The 23,338-nt window shown below is 70.3% G+C and carries 19 protein-coding genes; 10 read left to right on the plus strand and 9 right to left on the minus strand.

Annotated elements, in window-relative coordinates:
• Nucleotides 1-43: 43 nt before the first annotated feature.
• The 3 genes from truD to pth2 all read right to left on the minus strand — a co-directional run bounded on the left by truD (nucleotide 44) and on the right by pth2 (nucleotide 2,525).
• Complete coding sequence (gene truD / locus RYH79_RS04950) at nucleotides 44-1,468, minus strand: tRNA pseudouridine(13) synthase TruD (protein WP_370896818.1); 1,425 nt, start codon at nucleotides 1,466-1,468, stop codon at nucleotides 44-46.
• Nucleotides 1,469-1,513: 45 nt separating this feature from the next.
• A complete protein-coding gene (locus RYH79_RS04955) occupies nucleotides 1,514-2,113 on the minus strand; it encodes a response regulator transcription factor (RefSeq protein ID WP_370896820.1) in 600 nt (199 codons plus the stop codon).
• A gap of 73 nt (nucleotides 2,114-2,186) precedes the next feature.
• Nucleotides 2,187-2,525 (minus strand): peptidyl-tRNA hydrolase Pth2, encoded by a 339-nt coding sequence (gene pth2, locus RYH79_RS04960; protein WP_370896822.1) that lies wholly within the window; start codon nucleotides 2,523-2,525, stop codon nucleotides 2,187-2,189.
• 101 nt (nucleotides 2,526-2,626) lie between these two features.
• Between pth2 and RYH79_RS04965 the strand changes: the two genes are divergently transcribed.
• Complete coding sequence (locus tag RYH79_RS04965) at nucleotides 2,627-3,202, plus strand: DUF7529 family protein (protein ID WP_370896824.1); 576 nt, start codon at nucleotides 2,627-2,629, stop codon at nucleotides 3,200-3,202.
• Nucleotides 3,199-4,098, plus strand: a complete 900-nt coding sequence (locus RYH79_RS04970) for a DUF429 domain-containing protein (protein ID WP_370896826.1) — start codon at nucleotides 3,199-3,201, stop codon at nucleotides 4,096-4,098. The genes RYH79_RS04965 and RYH79_RS04970 overlap by 4 nt, the downstream gene beginning before the upstream one ends.
• Here RYH79_RS04970 and RYH79_RS04975 read toward each other — a convergent pair.
• Nucleotides 4,078-4,962 (minus strand): NAD-dependent epimerase/dehydratase family protein, encoded by an 885-nt coding sequence (locus RYH79_RS04975; RefSeq protein ID WP_370896828.1) that lies wholly within the window; start codon nucleotides 4,960-4,962, stop codon nucleotides 4,078-4,080. The genes RYH79_RS04970 and RYH79_RS04975 overlap by 21 nt on opposite strands.
• A 324-nt stretch (nucleotides 4,963-5,286) precedes the next feature.
• Nucleotides 5,287-6,213, minus strand: a complete 927-nt coding sequence (mdh, locus tag RYH79_RS04980) for a malate dehydrogenase (protein ID WP_370896830.1) — start codon at nucleotides 6,211-6,213, stop codon at nucleotides 5,287-5,289.
• Between the two features lie 180 nt (nucleotides 6,214-6,393).
• Here mdh and RYH79_RS04985 point away from each other — a divergent pair, with 180 nt between their 5' ends.
• Together RYH79_RS04985 and upp are read left to right on the plus strand one after the other, a co-directional pair.
• Nucleotides 6,394-7,653 (plus strand): MFS transporter, encoded by a 1,260-nt coding sequence (locus tag RYH79_RS04985; RefSeq protein ID WP_370896832.1) that lies wholly within the window; start codon nucleotides 6,394-6,396, stop codon nucleotides 7,651-7,653.
• Between the two features lie 85 nt (nucleotides 7,654-7,738).
• Nucleotides 7,739-8,413 carry a uracil phosphoribosyltransferase gene (gene upp, locus RYH79_RS04990; RefSeq protein WP_370896833.1) on the plus strand — a complete coding sequence of 225 codons (675 nt, stop codon included), beginning with the start codon at nucleotides 7,739-7,741 and terminating at the stop codon, nucleotides 8,411-8,413.
• Nucleotides 8,414-8,417: 4 nt separating this feature from the next.
• Here upp and RYH79_RS04995 read toward each other — a convergent pair whose 3' ends face one another.
• Nucleotides 8,418-11,537, minus strand: coding sequence for a PAS domain-containing protein (locus RYH79_RS04995; protein WP_370896835.1), 3,120 nt, complete (start codon nucleotides 11,535-11,537; stop codon nucleotides 8,418-8,420).
• A 97-nt stretch (nucleotides 11,538-11,634) separates the two neighbouring features.
• Here RYH79_RS04995 and RYH79_RS05000 point away from each other — a divergent pair, with 97 nt between their 5' ends.
• Nucleotides 11,635-12,156, plus strand: a complete 522-nt coding sequence (locus RYH79_RS05000) for an MOSC domain-containing protein (protein WP_370896837.1) — start codon at nucleotides 11,635-11,637, stop codon at nucleotides 12,154-12,156.
• Here the strand turns inward: RYH79_RS05000 and RYH79_RS05005 are convergent.
• Both RYH79_RS05005 and RYH79_RS05010 read right to left on the minus strand, forming a co-directional pair.
• Nucleotides 12,153-13,196, minus strand: coding sequence for an acetamidase/formamidase family protein (locus RYH79_RS05005; protein WP_370896839.1), 1,044 nt, complete (start codon nucleotides 13,194-13,196; stop codon nucleotides 12,153-12,155). The two genes, RYH79_RS05000 and RYH79_RS05005, sit on opposite strands and share 4 nt — an antisense overlap.
• Nucleotides 13,197-13,669: 473 nt before the next feature.
• Complete coding sequence (locus tag RYH79_RS05010) at nucleotides 13,670-16,642, minus strand: PKD domain-containing protein (protein WP_370896840.1); 2,973 nt, start codon at nucleotides 16,640-16,642, stop codon at nucleotides 13,670-13,672.
• Nucleotides 16,643-17,257: 615 nt separating this feature from the next.
• On the opposite strand from RYH79_RS05010, the gene RYH79_RS05015 reads away from it, so the two are divergent.
• The 5 genes from RYH79_RS05015 (at nucleotide 17,258) to RYH79_RS05035 (ending at nucleotide 22,857) form a co-directional block, all read left to right on the plus strand.
• Complete coding sequence (locus RYH79_RS05015; RefSeq protein ID WP_370896842.1) at nucleotides 17,258-19,135, plus strand: helicase HerA domain-containing protein; 1,878 nt, start codon at nucleotides 17,258-17,260, stop codon at nucleotides 19,133-19,135.
• Between the two features lie 2 nt (nucleotides 19,136-19,137).
• Entirely contained in the window at nucleotides 19,138-19,434 is a 297-nt protein-coding gene (locus RYH79_RS05020) for a hypothetical protein (protein ID WP_370900775.1), read from the plus strand.
• Nucleotides 19,435-19,487: 53 nt separating this feature from the next.
• On the plus strand, nucleotides 19,488-20,645 hold the full coding sequence (locus tag RYH79_RS05025) for an AAA family ATPase (protein ID WP_370896844.1): 1,158 nt from the start codon (nucleotides 19,488-19,490) through the stop codon (nucleotides 20,643-20,645).
• The gene (locus RYH79_RS05030) at nucleotides 20,642-21,241 is read left to right on the plus strand and encodes a hypothetical protein (RefSeq protein ID WP_370896845.1); all 600 of its coding nucleotides are present in this window, start codon (nucleotides 20,642-20,644) and stop codon (nucleotides 21,239-21,241) included. The genes RYH79_RS05025 and RYH79_RS05030 overlap by 4 nt, the downstream gene beginning before the upstream one ends.
• A gap of 98 nt (nucleotides 21,242-21,339) precedes the next feature.
• Nucleotides 21,340-22,857 (plus strand): KaiC domain-containing protein, encoded by a 1,518-nt coding sequence (locus RYH79_RS05035; RefSeq protein ID WP_370896847.1) that lies wholly within the window; start codon nucleotides 21,340-21,342, stop codon nucleotides 22,855-22,857.
• A gap of 47 nt (nucleotides 22,858-22,904) precedes the next feature.
• Here the strand turns inward: RYH79_RS05035 and RYH79_RS05040 are convergent, their stop codons facing one another.
• The gene (locus tag RYH79_RS05040; protein ID WP_370896849.1) at nucleotides 22,905-23,336 is read right to left on the minus strand and encodes a universal stress protein; all 432 of its coding nucleotides are present in this window, start codon (nucleotides 23,334-23,336) and stop codon (nucleotides 22,905-22,907) included.
• Nucleotides 23,337-23,338 lie beyond the last annotated feature (2 nt).

Consider the following 23,338-nt stretch of genomic DNA (forward strand, 5'->3'; position numbering starts at 1 on the left):
CCGACTCAAACGCCCCCGACGACTCAAACGCCCCCGGCGACTCTCACAACGCCCCCGGCGACTCCTTCGAGAACTCCCGGAGCAGCCCCGTCGCGTACGCCCCCGACGGCAGCCCGAACCCGAAGACCGGGTCGTCGTCGGCTCGTGCGACCGCCAGATCGGTCTCGACGAGCACGGCCCGCCGCGTCCCCGCGGAGTCGTACACGTCCGGCAGCGCGAAGTCCTCGGGCGCGACGCCCGCCTCCTCCAGCACCGCGCGTTCGATCTCGCCCGGTTCGCCGTCCGCGAGTGTCGTCTCGTGGCCGATCAACGGCGCGGTGACGAACGCTCGCCCCCGCTCGCAGTGGCGCTCCAACACGTCCAGTCGATCCGGCGTCGCCGCCTGCGTCCGGTCGGGGTCCGGCGCCGCGAGGCCGTCCGTGTCGTCGGTGAAACACACTACGTCGCCCGCGACCGGGCGCGCGAACGGCAGCCCGCGGGTCAACCGCTCGCTCAGGATCCGGTTGAACAGGACGGACTGGGCGGCGTGGACGAACAGCCGTCGGAGGTTCTCCGGGAGCACCGCGAGCGCGAACCACCACTCCGCGTCCGGGTCGTCGGTCGGGACCGGGAGGTCGGCGTCGTCGGGAACGGTCTGGGTGAGCCGGTCGAGCATCGACCGCTCGAACCGGAGCTGCCCGGGGACGGCGTCGCGGGCGGCTGCCCAGTCCGGGTCGTCGCGCTCCGCCTCCCGTTCCACGACCGCCCGCCCGCGCTGTGAGTCGTCCGGCTCCGTCTCGAACGGGCTGCCGGTGTACGCCAGCACGGCACCCCGTGGGTCGCCGGCCAACAGCCGCAGCCCGACCGTGTGGGTGATCGGCCGCCGGGAGCCGAACCGTTGGTGCCCGAACCAGTTCGGGACGGCGACGGTCGTCGTCTTCGCGTCGGCCGTCACACCGTCGACGCGCTCGTCGGCCGTCAGCCGGGTCGCGCCGCCCGGGGCCGTCCAGTCGGCCAGCGCCGCGACCGTCGCCTCGGGGTCGCCGTCGGCCTCGCGCAGTCGGATCTCGAAGGCGTTGCCCGCGAGGTCGCCGAACTGGAGTGACCGCCCCAGCCGGCCGACGACCGTCACCTCCGCGTCCGACAGCGTCGGCACCGCGTCGGCCGCCAGCCCGCGGACGGTGAACAGCTGTGTCGTGACGGCGTGTTTGTCCTTCGTGCCGGCCCACGACACCCGCTCGCGGCCGATCCCGGCGGCGTCCGACAGCGCCCGCGCGAAGTCGTTCGTGTCCCACGACCGGAGCCGGGCGCGGACGAGGAGGTGGGGGTACGACCCCGAGTCCGCGTCCGTCGGCTCCGGTGACACCGTCTCCACCTCCCGCACGCGGAAGTCCGCCGGCTCCGTCCGGAGTCGCCCGCCGAGTCCGGGCGTGTCGCTGACGTAGTAGTCCAGCCCGACAGTGCGTTCACGCTCGTGGGCCTCGCGCATCGGCCGTCGTTCGGCCGGCGCCGGGAAGTGTCTTCCCAGTCGCCGTTACCAGGACGACACCGCACCGTGACGGGCGTTCACGTCCGCAGACAGCCCGGACAACGCCGCCGTCGCCGTCTCGTGGTCCACCTCTCCCAGCCGGTCGATGGCTTCACACCGCGCCTCCGACAGCGCCTCGTCCAACCTGGCGAACCGTTCGTCCGCCGACAGCTCCGCCGCCGGCTTGGCCGCCTCCAGCGCCGCGCGTTTCTCGGCCAGCGCGAACTCTCGGAGGACGGCGTCGTCGTACTCCGCGAGCGCCGACAGCGTCTCGACGGCCGCGAACAGGTCCGACTGGTTCACCGGCTTCGTCAGGTAGGTGTCGAACGGCATCTCCACCACGTCGAAGTCCGGATCGACGGCCGTCACGACCGCCACCCGTACGTCGTACCCCCGGGCACGGATGCGCTCCAACGCCTCGTCGCCGGAGAGTCGTGGCATCCGACGATCCAACAACACCACGTCGATGGACTCAGAGACGACCGCCAGCGCCTCTCGACCGTCGTGTGCCGTCTGTACCTCGTAGCCGTCGTCCAGCCAGGCGGCGTACGCCCTGGCGACCTCTACCTCGTCGTCGACCACGAGCACTGTAGACTCCCCTGACATCCTCCCTCTACCGTCCCCGGAAGACCCCACGTCAAAAACCTGACCGTCCGAGTATCAGATGTGAGAAAGATGCTCAGTAGAGTGACAGGTCGCCGGTGACGCGGTCGACGGACTCCTCGCGCCCGGGCCCGACAGCCAGCGCGGTGACGGTGCCGGGGTCGAGTTGGGTGCGGCCGGCGTCTCGAATCACGGCGTTGGGGAGTCCCTCGCGGTCGGCGCGGTCGGCCAGTTCGAACAGCTGTGACTCCCCGTCGACTTTCAGGACGACCTTCTGTTGGCCCGACCCTTTCCACTCGCTGGCGGCACGGCTGTCCGTGTCCTCGTAGGCCGACAGCGAGGCGTGCGCCACCTGTGCGGCGAGCTTCCCGGTGCCCATCCCGAGGTCCGTCCGGACGGCGATGGTCTGTTTCACGTCTCTCGGGTCTCTCGGCTCGCCCAAAGCCCTGTCGGGGCCGGGTCGACTTCCGGCGACGAGTCGTGTAACTTTACACGCTCGGACAGAGACGGGTGTGTATGCCAGAGGTTGGGGACGACATCGACGACGCGGACCGCGTGGCGGCGCTCGCGGACCGGCACCGCGAGGCGTGGGAGGCCACGCTGGAGGACACGGAGGGGCTGGCGGCCGAACGTCGGGCGGAGGGGTACGAGACGCTCGTGATCCCCGCCGGCGACACGGCCCCGCAGGCGCCCGAACACGGAGAATACGACCGGTTCGGGCTGGTCCACGTCGTTCCGGGCAACTTCGCCGACGAGTTCGAGACGCTGACCGACGGCGACTTCTCCGCGTACGACTGCTACCGCGCAGAGAGCGACGGTCGTGTGTTCGTCGTGACGGAACTGCTCCAAGAGCCTGCAGACGAGGTGGACGCGGACGACGCCAGGGACGACGAGACGGAGCCGGTCGCCGTCTACGTCGTCGGCACCTACGAGCTCAGACACGCGGGCGACCTGATCCAGACGGCCGTCGACCAGTCCGCGATGTACACCCACCTCGAACGGCTGGACGGCACCCACGTCGCCTCCGTCGTCCACGAGGACCCGGAGAAGTTCTTCCCGAACGTCGACCGCTTCGTCGACGACGAGGAGTGACGACACCCCGCCGCGTCGTCGGTGTCGACTTCGGCGCCGCCGGGCGCTCGGCCGGCGAGAAGACCTGGATCGCCGTCTGCCGCCGGACGGACGACGGCCTCGCCGTCGAGCGACTGGCGACCGCGACGGAGACGCTCGGCGTCGACGGCACGGACCGCGAGACCGTGCTCCCGGCGCTCGTCGAGTTCCTGGCCGACCCGCCCGCGCCGACGGTCGCCGGACTGGACTTCCCGTTCTCGCTGCCGGCCGAGTTTCTCGGCTTCGGCGGCGACCCGGACGACTCGGACGACGAACCGAACAGTCCGGAGGGGCTGTGGCGGTCGTTCCTCGCTGACACCCCCGAGCGCTGGGGCGTGCTCGGCGCCGTCGACGACCCGAAGGCACTGTACGAGACCGCCCGCGAGACGGCCGACGAACGAGGGTTCCCCCGCACTCGGGCGGCCGACGACGACTACGGCGGCCAGGAGCCGGCGGGCTACCGTATCCGGACCCAGACGTTCTACGGGATCGCTGCGGTTCTGGCGCCGCTCGTCGACGGCGGCGCCCGGGTGCCGCCGATTGCGCCGGCGCCAGACGCCGACCTCACGCTCCTGGAGACGTACCCCGCGGCCGTCTTCGACGCGTTGGACGCCGTGCGCGAGGGGTACAAGCCGGATACTCGGGCCGGCGTCGCCGCCCGCCGCGACAACCGCGCGTCGCTGCGAGCCGCCGGCGTCGCCGTCGACGGCGTCGCCGCCGACTGTCTCACCGCGACGGACGACGCCTTGGACGCCGTCGCCGCCGCTCACGCCGCCGCCGCGGACTACACTCCCGCCGTCGAGGGGTCGTACACCCCCCGCGAACGGGTGGAGGGGGTGATCTTCGACGGTGACCGCTCACTCCCAGAGGGTCGGTGACGCGACGGTCGCCTCTGCCGCCGTCTCCCACCCGTGTTCGGGCGCCCAGTCGAACAGCTCTCGGGCCCGCGCGGTCGACAGCGCCGACGCCCTCCCGGACAGCGAGCAGTCGGTCGGCAGGTCGCCGAAGAACTCCCGGACGGCGTCGGCGGTCGGGCGGTCGAGGTAGCTGTCGGCCGCGGCGGCGTGGACCGGCTCGTGGCCCGTCGGCGGATCGGCGACGGCCGCCGCGACCAGGTCCGCGACGTCGCGCGCGTCGACGTACGACCAACAGTTGCCCGCGCCGGCCGCGAGGTCGTCGACCGGCCGACACTCGTACTCCCCGGGGTACTGGATCCACGACGGCCGGACGGAGGTGACGGCGACGCCGTCCCGCCGGACGACCGTCTCGGCGGTCTCCTCCGCGACGACCTTCCCCAGTCCGTACGGGTCTTCCGGCTCCTGTGGGTGGTCGACGGTGATCGGCAACTCCGCCGGCAGCCGCGGCTCGTCGGCGAACGCCAGCCCGTAGCTCGCCTCGCTGGACGCCTGGACCACGTCCGCGCCGACCCGGCCGGCCGCCGACAGGACGTTGTACGTGGCCGTGACGTTCGTCTCGAACACCCGCGGACCGGCGTGTCGCTCCGGCGTCGGGATCGCCGCCCAGTGGACGACCGCGTCCGGGTCGACCCGGTCGACGAGCGCCAGCGTCTCGCCGGCGTCCGTCAGGTCCGCGGCCGCGAAGGCGACGTTCTCGCCGGCGTCGACCTCGTAGCCCGGGTGATCCAGGTCGACACAGTGGACGCGGTGCTCCGGCGCGAGTCTGTCGACGATCCAACGACCGGAGCGACCCAGGCCGCCGGTGACGAGGACAGTGTCTGTCACGGACGAAGACTGTCGGCGAAGAGTGAAGAGTGGTGGCGTCGACTCGGACACACCGTCTGTCGGCACGCTCAGAGACTCGGCTGTACCCTGAACGTCACAGCCTGGAACGGGAGCCAGGAGCCGAGCTTCACGAGCAACGGCGTGTCTCTCCGGCGAGTCGGTCTGCGACGTTCGACGGTCCGGAGGGAGTCGGCGACCTGCATCGACGCCGCAACGGATCGTGGGGCGTCTCGCCGTCGCCGGCGTCACCGTCGTCGCTCACACACCGGTGTCCTCGACGGCACCGTGCGAGCGGGCTCACCTGCGAGGGTGTCGCCCGGGCTACTACTCTGCCTCGGCGGTCATCTGGTCGTACTGGTCGGACAGCTTCTCGGCGGCCTCGTCGAGCAGCTCCGACTCGTAGTCGGCCAGGTCCCACTCGACGACCTCCTCGACGCCGTCACTGCCGAGCTTCAGCGGGACGCCGACCGCAGTGTCCTCGTAGCCGTACTCCCCGTCGAGCGGGATCGAGCCCGGCAACACCGCGCCCGTGTCGTGGAGGATCGCCTCGACCATGTGGGCGACGCCGGTCGCCGGCCCCCACTGGGTGGCCCCTTTCCGTTCGATCACGTCCATCGCGGACTGTTGGAGGTCGGCCAGGATCTCCTCGCGCTCGTCGGCGTCGAACGACGGGTCCGTGCCGTCGACGCGCACCTTCGAGAACACCGGCGCCTGTGCGTCGCCGTGCTCGCCGAGGATCGTCGCCTCGACGTTCTGGACCGGGGCGTCGAACCGCTCGGACAACACGTACCGGAACCGGGCGGAGTCCAGCCGGCCGCCGAAGCCGATCACCTTCTCGCGGGCCCGCTCGCCGGTCTCGTACAGGTGACGGTTGAGCAGGTCCACCGGGTTCGAGGTGGTGACGGAGACGAAGTCGTCGTTGTGCTCCCGCAGCGACGCGCCGATGTCCTCCATGATCGGGGCGTTGTCGCCCGCGAGGTCGATCCGGGTCTGCCCGGGCTGACGTGGGATACCGGCCGTGACGACGACCACGTCCGACCCGGCCGTCGCCTCGTAGCCGCCCTGCCGGACCGTCGTGTTGGAGTCGTACGCGACGCCGTGGTTGGCGTCGGCCGCCTGCCCCACGGTCTCGTCTTCCTTGTCCGGGATGTCCACGAACACCAGCTCGTCGACCACGTCCCGTAGCGCCAGGTTGTAGCCGGCCGCGGCCCCGACGGTGCCGGCCGCGCCGACGATGCTCACTTTTGTCATGCGTTCGAGACAGACGCCGAAATCCCGGTAAGCGTTTCGGAGTCGTCGGTTGTGGGCCACGAACGTCGTATCCGGAATTCGTCAGTCGTCGTGTGGTCGGTGGAGATCGGTTCGGGACGCCTCGTTTCGGGAGTCGAAACGGATCGAAGACCGTAGACGGGGAAGTCGGTAGCACGTGGTGTGTCACGCAGTGCCGTCCTGCGGTACTACGTCTACGAGGCGACCCGGAACGCACACCTCTCTGGGCCGATCTGGGTCGTGTTCCTGCTCTCACGGGGTGTCTCCTACACCGGTGTCGGGTTGTTGGACGCCGTGTTCTCCGTGACCATCGTGCTCGCGGAGGCGCCGACCGGCTACCTGGGCGACAGACTCGGCCGCCGGCGGTCGTTGCTGATCGGGACAGTCGGGGCGAGTCTGGGTAGTCTGGCGTTCGCCTTCGGCTCCTCGCTGCCGACGTTTCTGGCGGCGTACGTGTTGTTGGCGGTCGCGCGGACGTTCACCTCCGGCAGCGACGAGGCGTGGCTGTACGACACACTCCGTGCAGAGACCGACAGCGACCAGTTCGCCCGGATTCGCGGGCGGGGGAAGTCGATCGGGTTGGCCGTCTCGGCGGTCGCCGCGCTCGCCGGGGGGTTGCTCGGGACGGTGAACCTGGCGTGGCCGTGGCTCGCCAGCGCCGCAACGACCGCACTCGCCGTGCCGGTCGTCGCCACGTTCCCCGAGCCGGACCCCGAGGCGTTGGACGACGCGGACGCTGGCTCGGGTGGCGACGACACCGCAAGCGACAGTGACGATCCGCTCGGCCCACTGGCCGCACTGCGGATCGCCCGCGGCCGACTTCTCGCGGGCGGGTTGTGCGGGTTCCTCCTCCTCTCGGGGGTGTTCACCGCCGTGATGGGTGTCGTCGGCTTCTTCGTCCAACCGGTGACCCGCGACGCCCTCGCGGGGACCACGGTCGACAGCTTCGGTCTCGCGGGGGTGACCGTCGGCGGGTTCACCGTCGACGGAATCGTCGCGTTGGGTGTCGTCTTCGCGGCGTTCCGGCTCGTCGCGGCCGCCGTCACCGCCCGGACGGGGTGGATCGAGGAGCGACTGGGCGCGGCTGGCTGGTTCCGGCTCGCCCCTACCGGGTTCGGGGTCGTCCTCGCCGGGGTCGTCGCGGTGCCGGTCGCGGCGGTTCCGGTGTTCTTCCTCCTGCGGGCCGTCAGGAGCGTGACCGCCCCGCTCCGCGGGCAGTACGTCAACGACCGCACCCCGTCGGTCGGGCGGGCGACGACGTTGTCTGCCGTCTCCGTGTTCGACGGGGTGTTGGTCGCGCCGTTCGAGCTCGTCGGGGGGCGGGTCGCAGACGCGATTGGCCCGCTCGCGACCACCTCGTTGCTCGGCGGGCTGCTCGTCTCCGTGGCACTGGTGTCGCCGTGGACGTACCGCGACGACTGACCGGGGGTTCGACGCTCGTCGGCGTCCGAGGCCGGCGTTTCCACGAACCGGTGCGGTTTAGTCGTCGCCGGCCACTCTCCCGAGCGTGCCAATCGAGCAACGCGGCGACGCACACCTCATCACACACGCGCTCGCCAGACACACGCTCTCGCGGCTCCGAGACGTGGAGACGGAACAGGTCGCCTTCCGGAAGGGACTCGTCAAACTCGGCCGGATCTGTGGCTACGAGATCATCGACGGCGTGATGGAGACGGAGTACGTCGCTATCGACACGCCACTGGCAGAGACCACCGGCGAGCGTGTCCGCGGGCTCGACGACGTGGTGATCATCAACGTCCTCCGGGCGGCGACCCCGTTCGTCGAGGGACTGCTGAAGGCGTTCCCCCGGGCCAAACAGGGAGTGATCTCCGCCGGCCGCGACGAGTCGGCCGGGATGGACGACACCGGCGCGTTCCCCATCAGCATCGACTACACGAAGCTACCGGAGATCACGAGCCAGGACACCGTGATCGTCGCCGACCCGATGCTGGCGACCGGCTCGACGATGTGTACCGTCTTGGACCACGTCACGGACGCCGGCGACCCGGAGGATCTGTTCGTGCTGTCTGCGGTGTCGGCGCCGGACGGCCTCACCCGCGTCGGCGAGGCGTACCCGGAGGCGGACCTCCTGACGGTCGCCATCGACGACGAACTGGACGAAGACGGGTTCATCGTCCCCGGGCTCGGCGACGCCGGCGACCGCGCGTTCCGGACGAAGTGAGTCGTCAACTCTCGAACACGAACCGGGCGCCCCCCTCGGCCGACTCCCCGACGTCGACGGTCCAGCCGTGCGCACGGGCCGTGTCGGCGACGATGCTCAGCCCGAACCCCGTGCCGCCCTCTGCGGTCGTCACCCCGTGTTCCAACACTCGGTCGCGTTCCCCCGGCGGGATTCCCGGACCGTCGTCGGCGACGACGAAGCCCTCGTCGGTCGCCGTCACCGTCACCGCCGCCGCCGGCCCAGCGTGGTCGGCGGCGTTCCGAAACAGGTTCTCGAACAGCTGTGACAGCCGACTCCGGTCGCCCGAGACGCTCCCCAGCTCCGGGTCGACAGTCAGTGTCGCCTCTCCGGTGTCGACGTAGCCCCACGCCTCTCGGGCGACGCCGGCGAGGTCGACTCGTTGGCCGTCTTCGACCGTCGGCTCGCCGCGGGCGAGCGTCAACAGGTCGTCGATCAGCTGGTCGATCCGGTCGTGGGCGTCGGCCACCCGGGAGAGCTGGTCCGTCTCTCCCGTCTCGATTGCCACCTCCAAGAACCCGTCCGCGACCGCGAGCGGGTTCCGGAGGTCGTGGGCGACGACGCTGGCGAACTCGTCTAACCGCTCGTTCTGTCGGCGTAGCTCCGTCTCCCGGTTGGTGCGCTTGATCGCCGCCGCCGCCGTCGACGCCAGCACGCGGAACAGGTCCACGTCCGCGTCCGTGAACTCCCGGCGCTCGGTCGACCCGGTGACGAGCAGCCCCACCTCGCTCAGCGGCGCCAACAGTTCGCTCCGGATCGGCGTGTCCGAGTTGTACCGCCGTTCGACGGACTGAACGTCGTCGTACAGCTTGACCTCGTCGTCGTCGAACGCCTCCCACGCCAGCCCTTCCCCCCGCTCGAAGTGAGGAATCCCACTGAACAGCTCCTGTGCGGCCTCCGTCTCCGCGAGCGGCACCAAGGCGTCCGTGTTCGCGTCGTACTCCCAGACACCCGTCACCGACCGGTCGAGCACCCGTTCTGCCGCCTCGACGGTGATCTCGCCGATCTCCTCGACGGACTCTGCCAGCGTCAGTTTGCGGGCGGTCTCCTGGAGGGCGCGAAGCTGTGACTCGATCCGTTTCTGTGCTCCGATGTCCTCGAGCACGGTCAGGACGCCCTCCACCTCGCCGTCGGCGTCCGTGACGGGCGCGGCCGACACGAGCACGTTCAGCCGACTCCCGTCACGACACAGCCGGACCCCCTCTTCGCCGCGAATCCGTTCGCCGTCGGCCGCCCGCGCCCGACGCTCCGCCGCGGCGCTCCCCTCCCCGGGCACCGTCGGGTCGGGCTCGCCACACACTGTCGACGCCGGCCAGCCGAACACCTCCTCTGCGGCCTGGTTCCACCGCCGGACGACCCCGTCCGGATCCGTCTCCACCACAGGCGAGGGTGTCGCCTCCACGACCGACGCCAGCCGGTTGTTCGTCCGCTCCAGTTCGCGCCGGCTGGCCCGCCGGGACAGCTCCGTCCCGACGAGCTCTGCGACCAGCCACAGGAACGTGTTCTCCGCCTCCCCGAACGGCTCTTCGCGGGGACGGCGGGCGGCGAAGTTCACCGTACCGTACGGCTCACCGTCCACTCGCAGCGGGACGCCGGCGTACGCTCGCAGTGGCTCCCCGTGGAATGCGGGGTGGTCGTCGTAGCCCGCCTCCTGGGCGTTCCGGAAGGAGACGGTTTCGGCCGCGAACGAGTCGTCGCCCTCGAACAACGCGGCACAGAACGTCTCCTCCAGGTCGTAGCAGTCGCCGGCGGCGACGTCCACGTCCGGGCCGTGTGCCGCCTCGACGTTGTACTCCCGGTCCTCGACGCGAGAGACGAGCCCGACCTCCAGCCCGAGCGTCTCACAGCCGACGGCCAACAACCGCGAGAGCCGTTCTCCCGTCGAGGCGTCCGCGTCGGCGACGACTCGTTGGAGCGCCCGGAGCGCGTCCCGCTCGGCCTCCAACTGTCCGCGGGCCGTCTCGCGGTCCGTCACGTCGCGGGCGACGATCAGCGCCCGCCGGGCGTCTGCGTCCGCCAGCCCGGTGACGGTCGTGTCGAAGTGTCGTGGTCCGTCTCCGGTCTGGACGGTGAGCTGGCACTCTCGGTCGCCGTCCGTCTCGTCGTCGAGACAGTCGCCGACGATATCGGTGAACGACCTGGCGTCCGCGTGCGACACCCGGCCGGCGACGGCACTCCCTATACTCCGGCCGACGAGGTCGTCGACGGTCGCCGCCCCGACGGCCGTCGCCGCCGCCGGGTTGGCGTACTGCACCTCGAACGTCTCGTCGACGGTGAACACTGGGTCGGCCAGGCTCTGGAGGATCGTCTCGTCGCGCTCCAACTCCCGTTGCCGTTCGTGTTGCTCCGTCACCTCTCGGGAGATGACCGTCAGCCCGTCGTCGTCCGGGAACGCCCGTGCCCGGACCCAGTAGTCGTACGGCTCGCCGAGGCGTGTCTCGACGGTCGTCGCTTCCCCCGTCTCCATCGCCCGACGGTACGTCCGTTCTAACTCCGTGCCGCACACGCTCGGAAACTCCTCCCACAAGACGGTGCCCAGGATCTCCGCCGGTTCGCGCCCGACGCGGCGTGCCATCTGGTCGTCGATGTACTCGATTCGCCAGTCCTCGTCGACGGCGTAGACGGCGTCCGTCGTCCGTTCGAGCGTCCGCTCGAACCGACCGACTCCGTCGTCGTCCGACAGGAGCTCCGTCACTCGGTCGCGTAGTTCCTCCGACCGCTCCTCGCGTCCGAGCGGTGTCGCCAACGGGACGTAGGCGTCCGCGCCGGCGGCGGTGGCGTCGGCGGCGACTCGTTCGTCCCCGTCGGCGGTCGCCAACACCGTCGTCGTTCTCGACCACCGCTCGGCCACCCGCTCGATCAGGTCGACGCCCGTGCCGTCGGGCAGCCGTTGGTCCGTCACCAGGAGGTCGACCCCCGACTGTGCCTGCAGGCGCGCTACCGCCGTCGCCGCGTCTGTCACGGTGACGACCGTCGCGTCGATGCCCCCCAGGGCGCCTTGTCTCGTCTGCACCTGTCGCTCGCCCGACTGCGCGCCGTCGCTGCCACAGGACGCCGCCGCCACACCGGTGACACACAGGACAGTCCGGCCGGGGTCCTCGTTCACACTCGTGTCTACCTCTGGGTATCGAGACTTAATACTGACTCGGTGACGGCTGGCCACGGCGGAAGATGTACCCTCCCCCGGTCCCTGGTCGGTCGGTATGGACGCGACTGTCAGACAGCTGTTCACCGCGCCGGAGGGGGGTGCGGCGATGGAGCCCCGCGAGACCGTGACCTGTCGGGAGGGTGGGATCGTCGACGACCGGTACTTCGACGGGAGCGGGACGTACGCACCGTTCGACACCTGCGAGGTGACGTTCGTGTCGTGGGCGGCCGTCGAGACGATCCGCGAGCAGACGGGGATCGACCTCTCGGACGGGCGCCACCGCCGGAACGTCGTGTTGGCGGGGGCCGAGCCCACGGACCTCCTCGACACGACGTTCCGAGTCGGCGGAGTGACGTTCCGCGGCACCCGCCGTCGACCGCCGTGTGCTCACGTCGAGGAGGTCGCCGACGAGGCGGGAGTCGAGGAAGCGTTGGGTGACGGGCGCGGCGGGATCTGTGCGGACGTAGTTGAGGGCGGCGAACTCGCCGTCGGCGACCGGTTGGAACTCGTCGAAGCGGACCCCCGGAGCGTCGGTGCGGAGATCGCAGAACGGCTCGGCGCCGAGGGGGACGGCTAGACGCCGCCTGCGTCGCCGTTCGCAGTCGCGCCGTCGTCACCTCCGTCTCCGCCGTCGTCCGGGAAGATACTCTCCGGCAGGAACGCGGTCACGGTCCAGTTGGGTGCGTCGACGACCTGGCTGATCTTCAGGTCGACGGCGGCAGAACAGAGCACGTACGCCTCCCCGCGGGAGAGCCCGCGGTGTGTCGCCAGGTGGTCGATCGCGTGTCTGATCGCCAACCGCGTCGCCTCCATCAGGTCGTCGGCGACACCGGTCGTGGCGTACGCCGGCTCGTCGCGTCCGGTCGCGGTGAACGGGCCGGTCGTCGCCAGCTCCGGCTGTTCCACCGAGAGGTCCGACCGCACGTCGAGACGCGCGGTCACGGTCATCGGCGCCTCGATCCCGGTGACACACACCTCACCGTCGCCTTGGGCGGCGTGACAGTCGCCGGTCGAGAACGACGCCCCCTCCACTTCCACCGGGAGGTAGACCGTCGAGCCGGCCGTCGCCTGCTTCACGTCTAGGTTCCCTCCGACGGAGCGGGGCGGGAGCGTGTCGTGGGTGCCGTCGGCGGCGGGCGCGACGCCGATCACCCCCGGGAACGGGTCCAGCGGCACCTCGATCCCGTCGACGAAGTGACCCACGTCACCCTCCAGATCCCAGACGTGGAGTCCGGGCTCGTCGAACTCGTCCGGCAGCAGCCCCAGCCCCATCTCGCTGGGGAAGTAGTTCGTGAACCCCCAGCCCTCGTGTTCGAGGTCGAGCAGTTGGACCTCCAACACGTCCCCGGGATCGGCGCCCTCGACCGCGACCGGCCCGGTGAGGGGGTGGACCGGATCGAAGCTCACGTCCGTAATCTCGGCCGCGGTCGTGTCGTGGTCGATCTGGCCGTCGACGGCGTCCCGGCAGTCGAACTGGACCACGTCGCCCGGGGAGACGGTCAGCGCCGGCTCGATGTCGTTGTCCCAGACGCTGTGGACGTTCTCGTCCGCGTCCGACAGCCGGTGGTCGACGGTGTACTCCTGGTCGGGGAGCGCGTCCGTGCCGAAGTGTGACATGGTGTCACGAGGAGGGCAGGGGTGGTGAAGGTGTGGGTCGGGGCGACTGTGGTCGTCGTCCCGTCCGGAGAGTGGGTCGGGGCGACTGTGGTCGTCGTCCCGTCCGGAGAGTGGGTCGGGGCGACCGTGGTCGTCGTCCCGTCCGGAGAGTGGGTCGGGGCGACCGTGGTCGTCGTCCCGTCCGGAGAGTGGGTCGGGGCGACCGTGGTCGTCGTCCCGTCCGGAGAGTGGGTCGGGGCGACCGTGGTCGTCGTCCCGTCCGGAGAGTGGGTCGGGGCGACCGTGGTCGTCGTCCCGTCCGGAGAGTGGGTCGGGGCGACCGTGGTCGTCGTCCCGTCCGGAGAGTGGGTCGGGGCGACCGTGGTCGTCGTCCCGTCCGGAGAGTGGGTCGGGGCGACCGTGGTCGTCGTCCCGTCCGGAGAGTGGGTCGGGGCGACCGTGGTCGTCGTCCCGTCCGGGAGGAGGTCGAGACGCTACGTCGACTCCCGACCCGTGGACCGCAGGAGGTGGACGGCGAGTAGTGCGGCCACGGCGACCACCAGCAACGCGACGGCAGCCAACGGGTGCGAACCGTTCGCGTCCGTCTCCGTCGGAGACTGGGCTCTCGCCGGGGCGTCGGCGTCCGGTCGCTCCCCACTCGCCGTCCGTGGCGCTCGTTGCGACTCCGGTGGCACGGACCGCGGCGGGTCGCCCGCGGCGGTCGCCGTCCGCCCCGACGGTGCGGTCCCCGCGGGCGTCTGCGGGGCCGTCCGTGTGACCGCCGGCGTCGCCGTCGACACGACCCCGGGGAGTGGTCGGAACAGCGACGATTCGGCCGGCTCCGGGGGATCACGGGGGGTCGCAGTCGCCGCCGGCGTCGCGGTCGCCGTTCGACCGTCGGGACCTCGCCACACGTCACGGCCGCCGCCGTCGGGACCGACCGGTCTCGTCGGTGTGTCGCGCGACCGCGGCGTCCCGGTCGCCCGACCGTCCAGCGGCACGCTGCCCGCAGGCGTCGTCGTCCGTGCCGCGACCGGTGTCGGCGGCGGCGTGCGCGGTGTCGGTGTGGTGTCGTCCGGCCCGGCACGGCCGGCGTCGTCGGAGTCGCCCCCGGCAGAGTCGTCGGAGTCGCTCCCGGCAGAGTCGTCGGAGTCGCTCTCGTCGCCACCGCCTGGACCAGTGTCGTCGCCCGAGTCGTCGGCGACGTCACTGCCACGCTCGTCGTTCTCGTCGCCGCCGTCTCCACTACTTCCGTCGTCGCTGCCGTCCCCGGCCTCCTCCCGAACGACGACCGTGTGCGACGCTGTCGCGCGGTTGCCGGCGGGGTCACGGACCCGGACCCGGACGGTCCGCCGGCCGTCGTCCTCGGGCGTCCAGGTCCGGGTCGCGTTCCCTGCAGTCTCGAAGGCGTCGTCGCCGTCGAGATCCCAGGCGTAGCCGGCGATCCCGAAACGGTCGCGCGACTCGGTCGCGTCGAAGTCGACGGAGTCGCCGACGGTCGCCCGCGCCGGGCCGTCGAGCCCGGCGACCGGCGCCGTCGTGTCCGTCACGCGGAGCGTCAGCCGGGCGGTCTCGGCCGTCGCTGTGACGTTCGTCCGCGCCGTCGGGACCAGCCAGCCCGTCCGGGCGTCGGCGACGACCGTCGCCGCACCGGCGACCTCCACGACCGGGCGGGTGTCGTCGTCGCCACTGCCGCCGTCTCCGTCCCCATCTTCACCGTCGCCCGGGCCGAGACCGGGGAGCCACCCGACCAGTGTCGTTCCGGCGCCGTCCGGGGCGTGACCGACCGCGACCGCGACGGTCTCGCCGTCGGCGTCGCCGAGTAGACCGGCCGAGAGGCGGTCGCCGTCTGCCGTCTCGACGGCGACCGTCAGCCGGCGCGGCGCGGGCAGTTGGCCGCCGGGTGCGTCGACGCCGGCGGTGAAGCGTCCGAGGACGGCCACGTCCGGGACGCCGTCGACGGGTGGGTCGCCGACGGGCGTCTGGACGACGACCGTCCGGTACTCTCGGCCGGCGGCCAGCACGGCCTCGAACCGGCCGTTCTCGTCCGTCCGGGTGACGACCGCCGTCGACGGGCCGCGAGCGACGCCGGTACCGTTCCGGACCGCCGCCGCCGAGCGACCCACGCCGGCCCGGTACAGTCGGACGACCGCGTCCGCCAGCGCTCCGCCGTCCGGGCGGACCACTCGGCCGGCGACCGTCGTCCGCCGCGCCACCCGGAGGTCGGCGCGGGCGAGTCTGGTCTCGCCGCTCGCCGTCTCTGCACGGACGGTGACGCGGAAGCGACCGGCGACCCGCGGGACGAACGTCGTCTGCGCGCCGGCGCGGCGTCGGGTTTCGGCGTCCGGGCCGTGGAGCCACCAGTCGGCGGCGACGACACGGCCGTCGCCGACAGTGACGTTCAGCGGGACGGGCTCCCCGACGACCGCCGTCTGCGGGAGCCGCGTCTCTGCCGTCCCGGCGCTGTCGTTCAGGACGAACGTCGTCCGTGCCGGCCCGTCGACGGCGAGCCGCCGTCGGAGCCGTCGACCCGTCCGGGCGAAACGATCGGCCAGCGGGACGACCGTCACGGTCACGTTGCCGGTCAGCTCCGGCGGTCGGCCGGACAGCGTGACGACGCCGGTCGCGTTCGTCTCGAAACCGCGGAAACCGCCGGCCGGCAGCCCTACCGGGTCGTGCCGGAGCGACAGCGAGGCGTCTCCGGGCGTGTTCGCCCGACGGAGCGTCACCGGGCCGCCGTCGGCGTCCACGACCCGGACGGTCGTCGGCGCAGCCGTCGGCAGCCGGAGCGTCACCGTCTCGCCGGCGGCGACACGGCCGAGGACGGCGAAGTCGGCGAGCCCATCGGCCGGACCGGGGTCCGGCGTGAGCGGCGTCGACCGGTCGCGGTCCTGGAGCGCAGTGGCCACGTAGGAGGTGTTGTTCCGCAAGACGACGCCGACCGAGCCGTCTGTGACGGCGTACACCCCGGAGCCGACGGCACCGTCGCCGTCCAAGACGAGCGTCGCGTCGCCCGGCGGGCCGTCGGTTCCCCGCAGCCGGACGGTCGTCCGCCGGAGTTCGACCGTCGTGGTCTCCCGTGCCGTCCCCCTGTCGTCGCCGGTCACGGTCAACTGGAGCGCGTACGTCCCGGCCGCCCGGAAACGGAACCGCGGCCGACGCCCGTCCAGCCGCACCGTCCCTCGGGTCGGCGTCTCGACGCGCCAGTCGTACGCCGCGTCCGTGAGGCCGGTCGCGTTCCCGATCAGGACCGCCCGCCGCCCGGCGAACGGAGTGACGGGCCGCACGTCGATCGACGCCGTCGGTGACGCCGCCGTGTTGCCGGCCGCCGCGGGCGCCGGTACCCCTGTGCTGGCGGCCGCCGCGGGCGCCGACACCCCCGCGCCGACGCCCGCGACCGCAGCACCGACGAGGAGCGTCGTGACCAGTACCGTCCGCAGTCCGTCGTGTCTCGTGTCGTCTGACATGCAGTCCGGTCGCCGCCGACAAAGTTTGTAGATATAACTATCCAGAATAAATGTGCAGTAGACTCCGGCTGGATCGCCGTCGGGACTCGATCCGAATTCGGCGTGGATCGTGTCGGACGATTGACTATATGGTCGGGCTGTACGCCGCGGCCGGGGTGTCACCCACGCCACACGTCGTCCGGCTGGCCGTCGAACGGGTCGGCGGGACGGTCGACGACGAGACGGTCGCGGAGCTGTCGACGACGTTGGACGACGACACCCCCGACTGTACGCCCCGGCCGATCCGGACGGAACGAGAGGACCGCCCGGTCGTCGGCTACGTCGAGAGCGTGGTCGTCGCCGACACCCAGGGCTCGACCCGAGTGTACGCCAACTCCGACACGGGGACGACGCGGTCGTCCGTCGACACGTCGCTGGCGGCCGAGGTCGGCGCCGGCCCGATCGAGAGCACGACTCGGATCGAGTCCGGCAGCGTCCACGATGGGGACGCACGGCCCGTGGTCGACACCGTCGTCGGCGTCGGCGGCACCGGCGTTACCGAGGCGGACGAATCGCGTGACGCGCGTCAGACGCCGGCGCGGGGACTTATGCCGGCGGGCGGCCCACCTTCGGTCGATGAGCGAGCAGACGGAGACCATCACCGTCGCGGACGTGAGCGCCGGCCCGGGTGGCGCGTCGGACCTGAAGCCGGGGACACCGATCTCGTTGCCGGTCGTCGAGATTCTCACCGGCCGCGGGTTCATCACCGGCAAGTCCGGCTCGGGCAAGAGTAACACTGCGTCGGTGGTGATCGAGAACCTGCTGGACAACAACTTCCCGGTGTTGATCGTGGACAGCGACGGGGAGTACTACGGGCTGAAAGAGGAGTACGAGATCCTCCACGCCGGCGCCGACGAGGAGTGTGACATCCAGGTATCGGACGAACACGCCGAGAAGCTGGCCGGACTCGCCTTGGAACAGAACGTCCCGATCATCCTCGACGTGTCGGGGTTCCTGGACGAGGACGTGGCCAACACGCTCGTTCGGGAGACGGCCAGACACCTGTTCGCCAAAGAGAAGAAGCTGAAGAAGCCGTTTCTGATGCTGGTAGAGGAGTGTCACGAGTACGTCCCGGAGGGAGCGGGACTGGACGACACCGGCCGGACACTCATCAAGATCGGCAAGCGTGGCCGGAAACACGGCCTCGGGATCGTCGGGATCAGCCAACGGCCGGCGGACGTCAAGAAGGACTTCATCACCCAGTGTGACTGGCTCTGCTGGCACCGCCTCACCTGGGACAACGACACCAAAGTCGTCAAGCGCATTCTCGGCAGCGAGTACGGCGACGCCATCGAGGAGGTGGACGACGGCGAGGCGTTCCTGATGACCGACTGGGCGGAGTCGATCCGTCGGGTCCAGTTCCACCGCAAGCAGACGTTCGACGCCGGCGCGACCCCCGGGCTGGACGACTTCGAGCGCCCGGATCTGAAAGACGTGTCGGGCGACCTGGTCTCGGAGCTCCAGGGGATCACGGACGAACAGGAACGCCGGGAGTCCGAGCTGGCGGACCTGCGCCAGGAGTTAGACGAGAAACGCCAGCAGATCACCCAACTGGAGCGAGAACTGGAGGAGGCCCGCGACATGTCCGACATGGCCGACACGTTCGCCCAGGCGCTCCTCCAGAAGACGGGCGCCTCCTACCGCGGCGGCGACGGCGGCAACCCCGCGAAGGCGCAGTTGGACCAGTTCACTGGAGCGAGTGGTGACGACGGAGCCGGTGGCGGCGACGGAGACGACGCTGACGGGGCTGGCGGCAGCAACGCAGACGACGCTGACGGAGCCGCCGGTGGCGACACAGGCGACGGTGCGGGCGACGGGAGCGCCGGCACAGAGGTGAGCGACGAGACAGCCGGAACAGTCGAGACGGCGGCGGGCGACTCCCCCGAGAGCGTGGAGACGGTCGGCGACGCCAGCGACGACGCGGCCACGCCGGCGGCCAGCGACGGCGGCTCGGCGACGGACGCGGTCGGCGCGGGGTTGGGGTCGGAGCCTCGTCGACCGGTGTCGTCGCTGCCGGAGCCCGGGGACACGGACCCCGCCGCGGCGGCCACGCAGTCCGGCTTCGAGACGGGCGACGAACTGCTGTCGTTCGCGGCCGGGACGGAGCTCCGGAGTCGGTCGGCGGTCGTCTCCGGGTTCGTCGACGCGTTGGAGTCGCTCGACGAGGTGACGCTGGCGATGCTGACCCACTACCGGAACAACTACCGCGCGACGCCGGTGGAGGCGCACGTCGCCGCCGGCGGCTCCGGCGACCGGGAGTTCGCGTACGCCCGGAACCGGACGCTCCGACGCGCCGGCGTGATCGAACACGTCGCCTGCGGCCGCTACCGCTACCGCCTGCCGGAACTGCTCCGCCGGGTGTACGGCGGTGCCGCCGACGAACAGGAGCTCGCCGAGACGCTGTCGATCGTCGAAGGAAAGACGGGGCTGGCGACGGAAGTCGACGACGAGTGACGCTGAAGCTCCCACACGCCGATCCCCCGACCGCCGACGGCGAGGCGTGGCGCCTCCCGCAACACGCCCGACTGATCGTGTACGAGGCCCGCGACGGCGGGGAACTGTTGACCATCTACGACTGTGGCGCCGCCCAGAAACCCCCGTCGGCGCAGGTCGTCGGGAATCTCGGCCGCGTGCGCGCCGAGCACGAACTCGAACGGTCGCCGACCGGCTACGTCGTGAAGCTCCGCGAGCCCGCGCGGCTCGTCCGTCAAGAGTGTGATCCGGATCACTTCGTCGTGGAGACGACGGGGTAACGCGGGTTGTGACAGGCCAGATTTATCCGTTGCGGCGCGGCAACGTGTGGTAGATGGGTCACGTCGAGCGCGCCGAGATCTCCGGGTTCAAGTGCCTCTCTGCGGTCGATCTGGAGTGCGGACAGCTGAACGTGCTGACTGGGCGCAACGGGACCGGGAAGACTTCGATTCTGGAGGCGATTCAGTTGGCGCACGATCCGACGGCGTTGGAGGCGTTCGACCCGGCCGTCGGACGACTGATCGAGGTCGGAGCGTCGACCGCGAGTGTGGCGGTTGAGCGGTCGGACGATACCCTCCACCTCTCGCTGGAGTGTGTCGATGCAGATACGGCGCTCCCACTCGTCTCCGAGGCCGCCGTGCGCGACGGCGTCGTTCTCGACGACACGGGCGAACAACCGAGCTTCCAACAGGAACTCACCGAGCGGAGTGGCGTTGCTACCGGCTTCGAGCAACACCTTCGGAAGTCGGATATCGACCCGACAGATTCTGTTGTCAAGGTGGAGACGAGCACATTCTCAGGGAAATTTGTCTCCGAGAGCCCAGAAGTCTGGATGGAGATTCACGGTTTAGCGAGTCAACTCGAATCACTTGCCGACAGCGAAACGGTTGCTACGAGACACCCCTCCACTGGAGAGGGTTTCGCCAACGAGGAGCCAGATCTGGTACCGATTCAGATGGTCGACCCGACAGGACCACCAGATCGGTCTCCAAGTGCTGACTCGGATTTGCGTCGTGTCCGCGTCCGCGACTTTCTCCGCGACCACGACATCCTCCCGAACCTCGAATCGTTCAGCTTCGACGAACTCGTGTTCGACGAAGACGGCGAGCAGTACGCCATTCCGTACGACTTCCTCGGGGAAGGTACCAAGACGATCATTTCGCTCGTCTGGCAAGTCCTCTCAGACGAGGAGATCCCGGACGTGATCCTCCTCGAAGAACCGGAGAACCACCTCCACCCGGGCTACGTGAAGGAACTCGTGGAGTTCCTGATCGAGTTCGCACGCGACGAGGACGCGCAGTTGTTCGTCACGACACACAACGTCGACTTCCTGCGGGAGTTCTTCAACGACGCGACGGTCGGCGACCACGAGACGTGGCTGGGCGAGGAGTTTCGGCTGATCCAGACGACGGAACTGTCGCCGAAGCAGTTCGACTACGGACAGGCACGCGAGTACGTCGAGGAACTGCAACTGGACCTCCGAGGCCTATGAGCGGACACGTCGCGTTCGGCGAGGGGCGCAACGACGCCTATTTCATGCAGAAGACGTTCGAGAGGTGCAACGTCGACCCAGAGGTTATGAAGTTCGTAGCCGAAGACGAAGAGGGGCAGGAGATCAGTTTCGGACAACAGGAACGGGCGCTGCGGGACTTCAGACGGAACGATCAGGACTACTTCGTCAAGTCGGAGGGTGGGGACGCCGGACTGTACGACGTGTTCGCGTACTCCGCCGAGAAGATCGTGACCGGACAGTTCGAGGTGACGCTCGTGCTGGATCTCGACACAGACTCGTCCGACGCGACTGTCGCAGACGTTCAGGCGAGCCTCGACGAACAGTTCGACGGCTCGATGGAGTGGCGAGAGCGCGAGTGTCACGAGGAAGTCGGTGACCTCTGGCTCGGAGCGGCGACACTCGCAGACGTGAACACCGAAGACGGCGCCGAGTTCTCGCTCGTCGCGTTCGAGAACGACGTGGAGGCGGCTGTCGGCTGTTCGTCTGACGATCCGCAGCGGGAACGGTACGAGTCTATCCGCGACTACGTCGGCCGACCCGAGGTAGTGCGAGCCCTCGTCTCGCTGTACGGCTGACCCGGACCGACCGAAGATTCATACCCGGTGGCCGACTTCGTCTACTGTATGAGCGGCACGGCCGGCGCCGTAGCGGTTCTCTCTCGGGTGATCGGGTCGTGAGCGAGACGGGCGACGACGACTGGTTCGAGAAGGCGCTGCGGGACGACGGCGACGACGAGGAGACGGACTCGACGGACGAGCCGGAGACGGACGCGTCGGTCGACGACGAACCGTTCGACGGGGACCCGTCCGACGACCCAGACGGCGGCGACGCAGGCGGCGACCCGGACTCGTTCGGCGACGAGTCGGACGAGGACGGTTCGTTCGGTGACGCCGGTGACGGTGGCGACCCCGGAGAGGACCCGTTCGGTGGGGCGAGCGGCGACGGCACTGACGACGTGGACGGTGGACCGTACGGTACCGAAATCGACGACACAGACGACGATCCGCTCGGTGGCACGAACGACGCAGACGGCGACACCGACGACGACCCGTTCGGCGGCGTCCAGGGTGACAGCGGAAACGACGCGAACGGAGACCCATTCGGTGGGACTCGGGACGACAGCAGCGACGACACGAACGCCGATCCGTTGGGCGGCGCTCGGGGTGACACCGGCAACGGCGCGAACGGCGATCCGTTCGACGGGGTCCAGGGCGGCAGCGAGAGCGACGCGAACGGCGACGGGCCCAGCGAGTTGTCCGAGGGTGGCGGGGGTAGCGCGGATCCGTTCGGCGGCGTCCGAGCCGGCGACGACGGCGGGTCGCTCGGCGGCGGAGGCGACGGGAGCGGCGCCGGCGGCACGGACCCGTTCGGCGGGGCACAGCCGTCGGCCGGTGACGGTGACGACCCGTTCGGCGAGGGGTTCGGCGCGGCGATGGGCGGCGCGGTCGGCGGCGGCGGGGAGTCGGAGTTCGACGAGGAGGACTTCGAGTCGGACATCGACCGGCTCGACGTCGGGATCGATGGGTTAGACGACATGATCCTCGGTGGGGTTCCCGTGCGGTCGCTCATGACCGTCATCGGCAGCGCCGGGACGGGGAAGACCACCTTCGGGCTCCAGTTCCTCCAGCGGGCGATGGAGGAGGGCGGCAACGGCGTGTACATCACCTTAGAGGAGACAGAAGACGCGATCATCTCGACGGCAGAAGAGAAGGGGTGGCCGTTCGAGGAGTACGTCGTCGACAACAAGCTGACCGTGGTTGCGATGGACCCGATCGAGATGGCCAACAGCTTGGACTCCATCCGGGGTGACATCTCCCGGCTCGTCAACGACTTCGGCGCAGACCGGCTCGTCTTGGACTCCGTGTCGTTGTTGGAGATGATGTACGACCACCCGGCGAAGCGGCGCTCGGAGGTGTTCGACTTCGCTCGCTCGCTCAAGCGGGCGGGGGTGACGACGATGCTGACCTCCGAGGCGAACGCGGACAACCCCTACCAGTCCCGTCACGGGCTCGTGGAGTACCTCGTCGACGCGGTGTTCGTCCTCCAGTACGTCCGGCCGAACGACTTCCAGGAGACGCGGCTGGCCGTCGAGATCCAGAAGATCCGCGACGCCAACCACTCCCGGGAGACGAAGCCGTACGACATCACCGACGAGGGAATCTCCGTCTACCGCCAGGCCAACATCTTCTGAGACCGTCCGCCGACGACGCTCCGTCTGCCGGCTGGGTACGGACGGGACTACCGGACGACGGTGACGGGGACGGGCGAGCGCCGCACCACGCGTTCGGCCTCGCTGCCGAGAACGAGTCGAGAGACACCGGTCCGGCCGTGGCTGCCGACGACGACGTGGTCCACGTCGGCCGCTCCGGCGTGCTCGACGATCGTCGCGGCGGGCTTCCCCACGGCCGTCTCCGTCTCGATCCGGCCGGTCACGCCGTCTCGGACGCGGTCGACGCCGTCCGCGAGCGTCGCCTCGGCGTCGGTGCGGGCCTCCTCGTACCACTCCTCGGCCGCGCTGGGGACGGTCGACGTGGGCGCGTAGCCCCCGCGCGTCGGGTCGACGACGTACAACAGTCTGAAGACGGCGTCTGGCCACTCCGTTGCGGCGAACTCCAGTGCCGCCACGGCCCGTTCACTGCCGTCGAATCCCACGAGGACGCTGTCCGTCACGC

The organism is Halobaculum sp. MBLA0143 (assembly GCF_041361465.1).
Taxonomy (GTDB): domain Archaea; phylum Halobacteriota; class Halobacteria; order Halobacteriales; family Haloferacaceae; genus JAHENP01.

Coding starts and splice junctions, on each gene's coding strand:
- truD (WP_370896818.1), bottom strand. CDS start 1,468: ATGCGCGAGGCCCACGAGCGTGAACGCACTGTCGGGCTGGACTACTAC.
- RYH79_RS04955 (WP_370896820.1), bottom strand. CDS start 2,113: ATGTCAGGGGAGTCTACAGTGCTCGTGGTCGACGACGAGGTAGAGGTC.
- RYH79_RS04965 (WP_370896824.1), top strand. CDS start 2,627: ATGCCAGAGGTTGGGGACGACATCGACGACGCGGACCGCGTGGCGGCG.
- mdh (WP_370896830.1), bottom strand. CDS start 6,213: ATGACAAAAGTGAGCATCGTCGGCGCGGCCGGCACCGTCGGGGCCGCG.
- RYH79_RS05000 (WP_370896837.1), top strand. CDS start 11,635: ATGGACGCGACTGTCAGACAGCTGTTCACCGCGCCGGAGGGGGGTGCG.
- RYH79_RS05005 (WP_370896839.1), bottom strand. CDS start 13,196: ATGTCACACTTCGGCACGGACGCGCTCCCCGACCAGGAGTACACCGTC.
- RYH79_RS05010 (WP_370896840.1), bottom strand. CDS start 16,642: ATGTCAGACGACACGAGACACGACGGACTGCGGACGGTACTGGTCACG.
- RYH79_RS05015 (WP_370896842.1), top strand. CDS start 17,258: ATGAGCGAGCAGACGGAGACCATCACCGTCGCGGACGTGAGCGCCGGC.
- RYH79_RS05025 (WP_370896844.1), top strand. CDS start 19,488: ATGGGTCACGTCGAGCGCGCCGAGATCTCCGGGTTCAAGTGCCTCTCT.
- RYH79_RS05030 (WP_370896845.1), top strand. CDS start 20,642: ATGAGCGGACACGTCGCGTTCGGCGAGGGGCGCAACGACGCCTATTTC.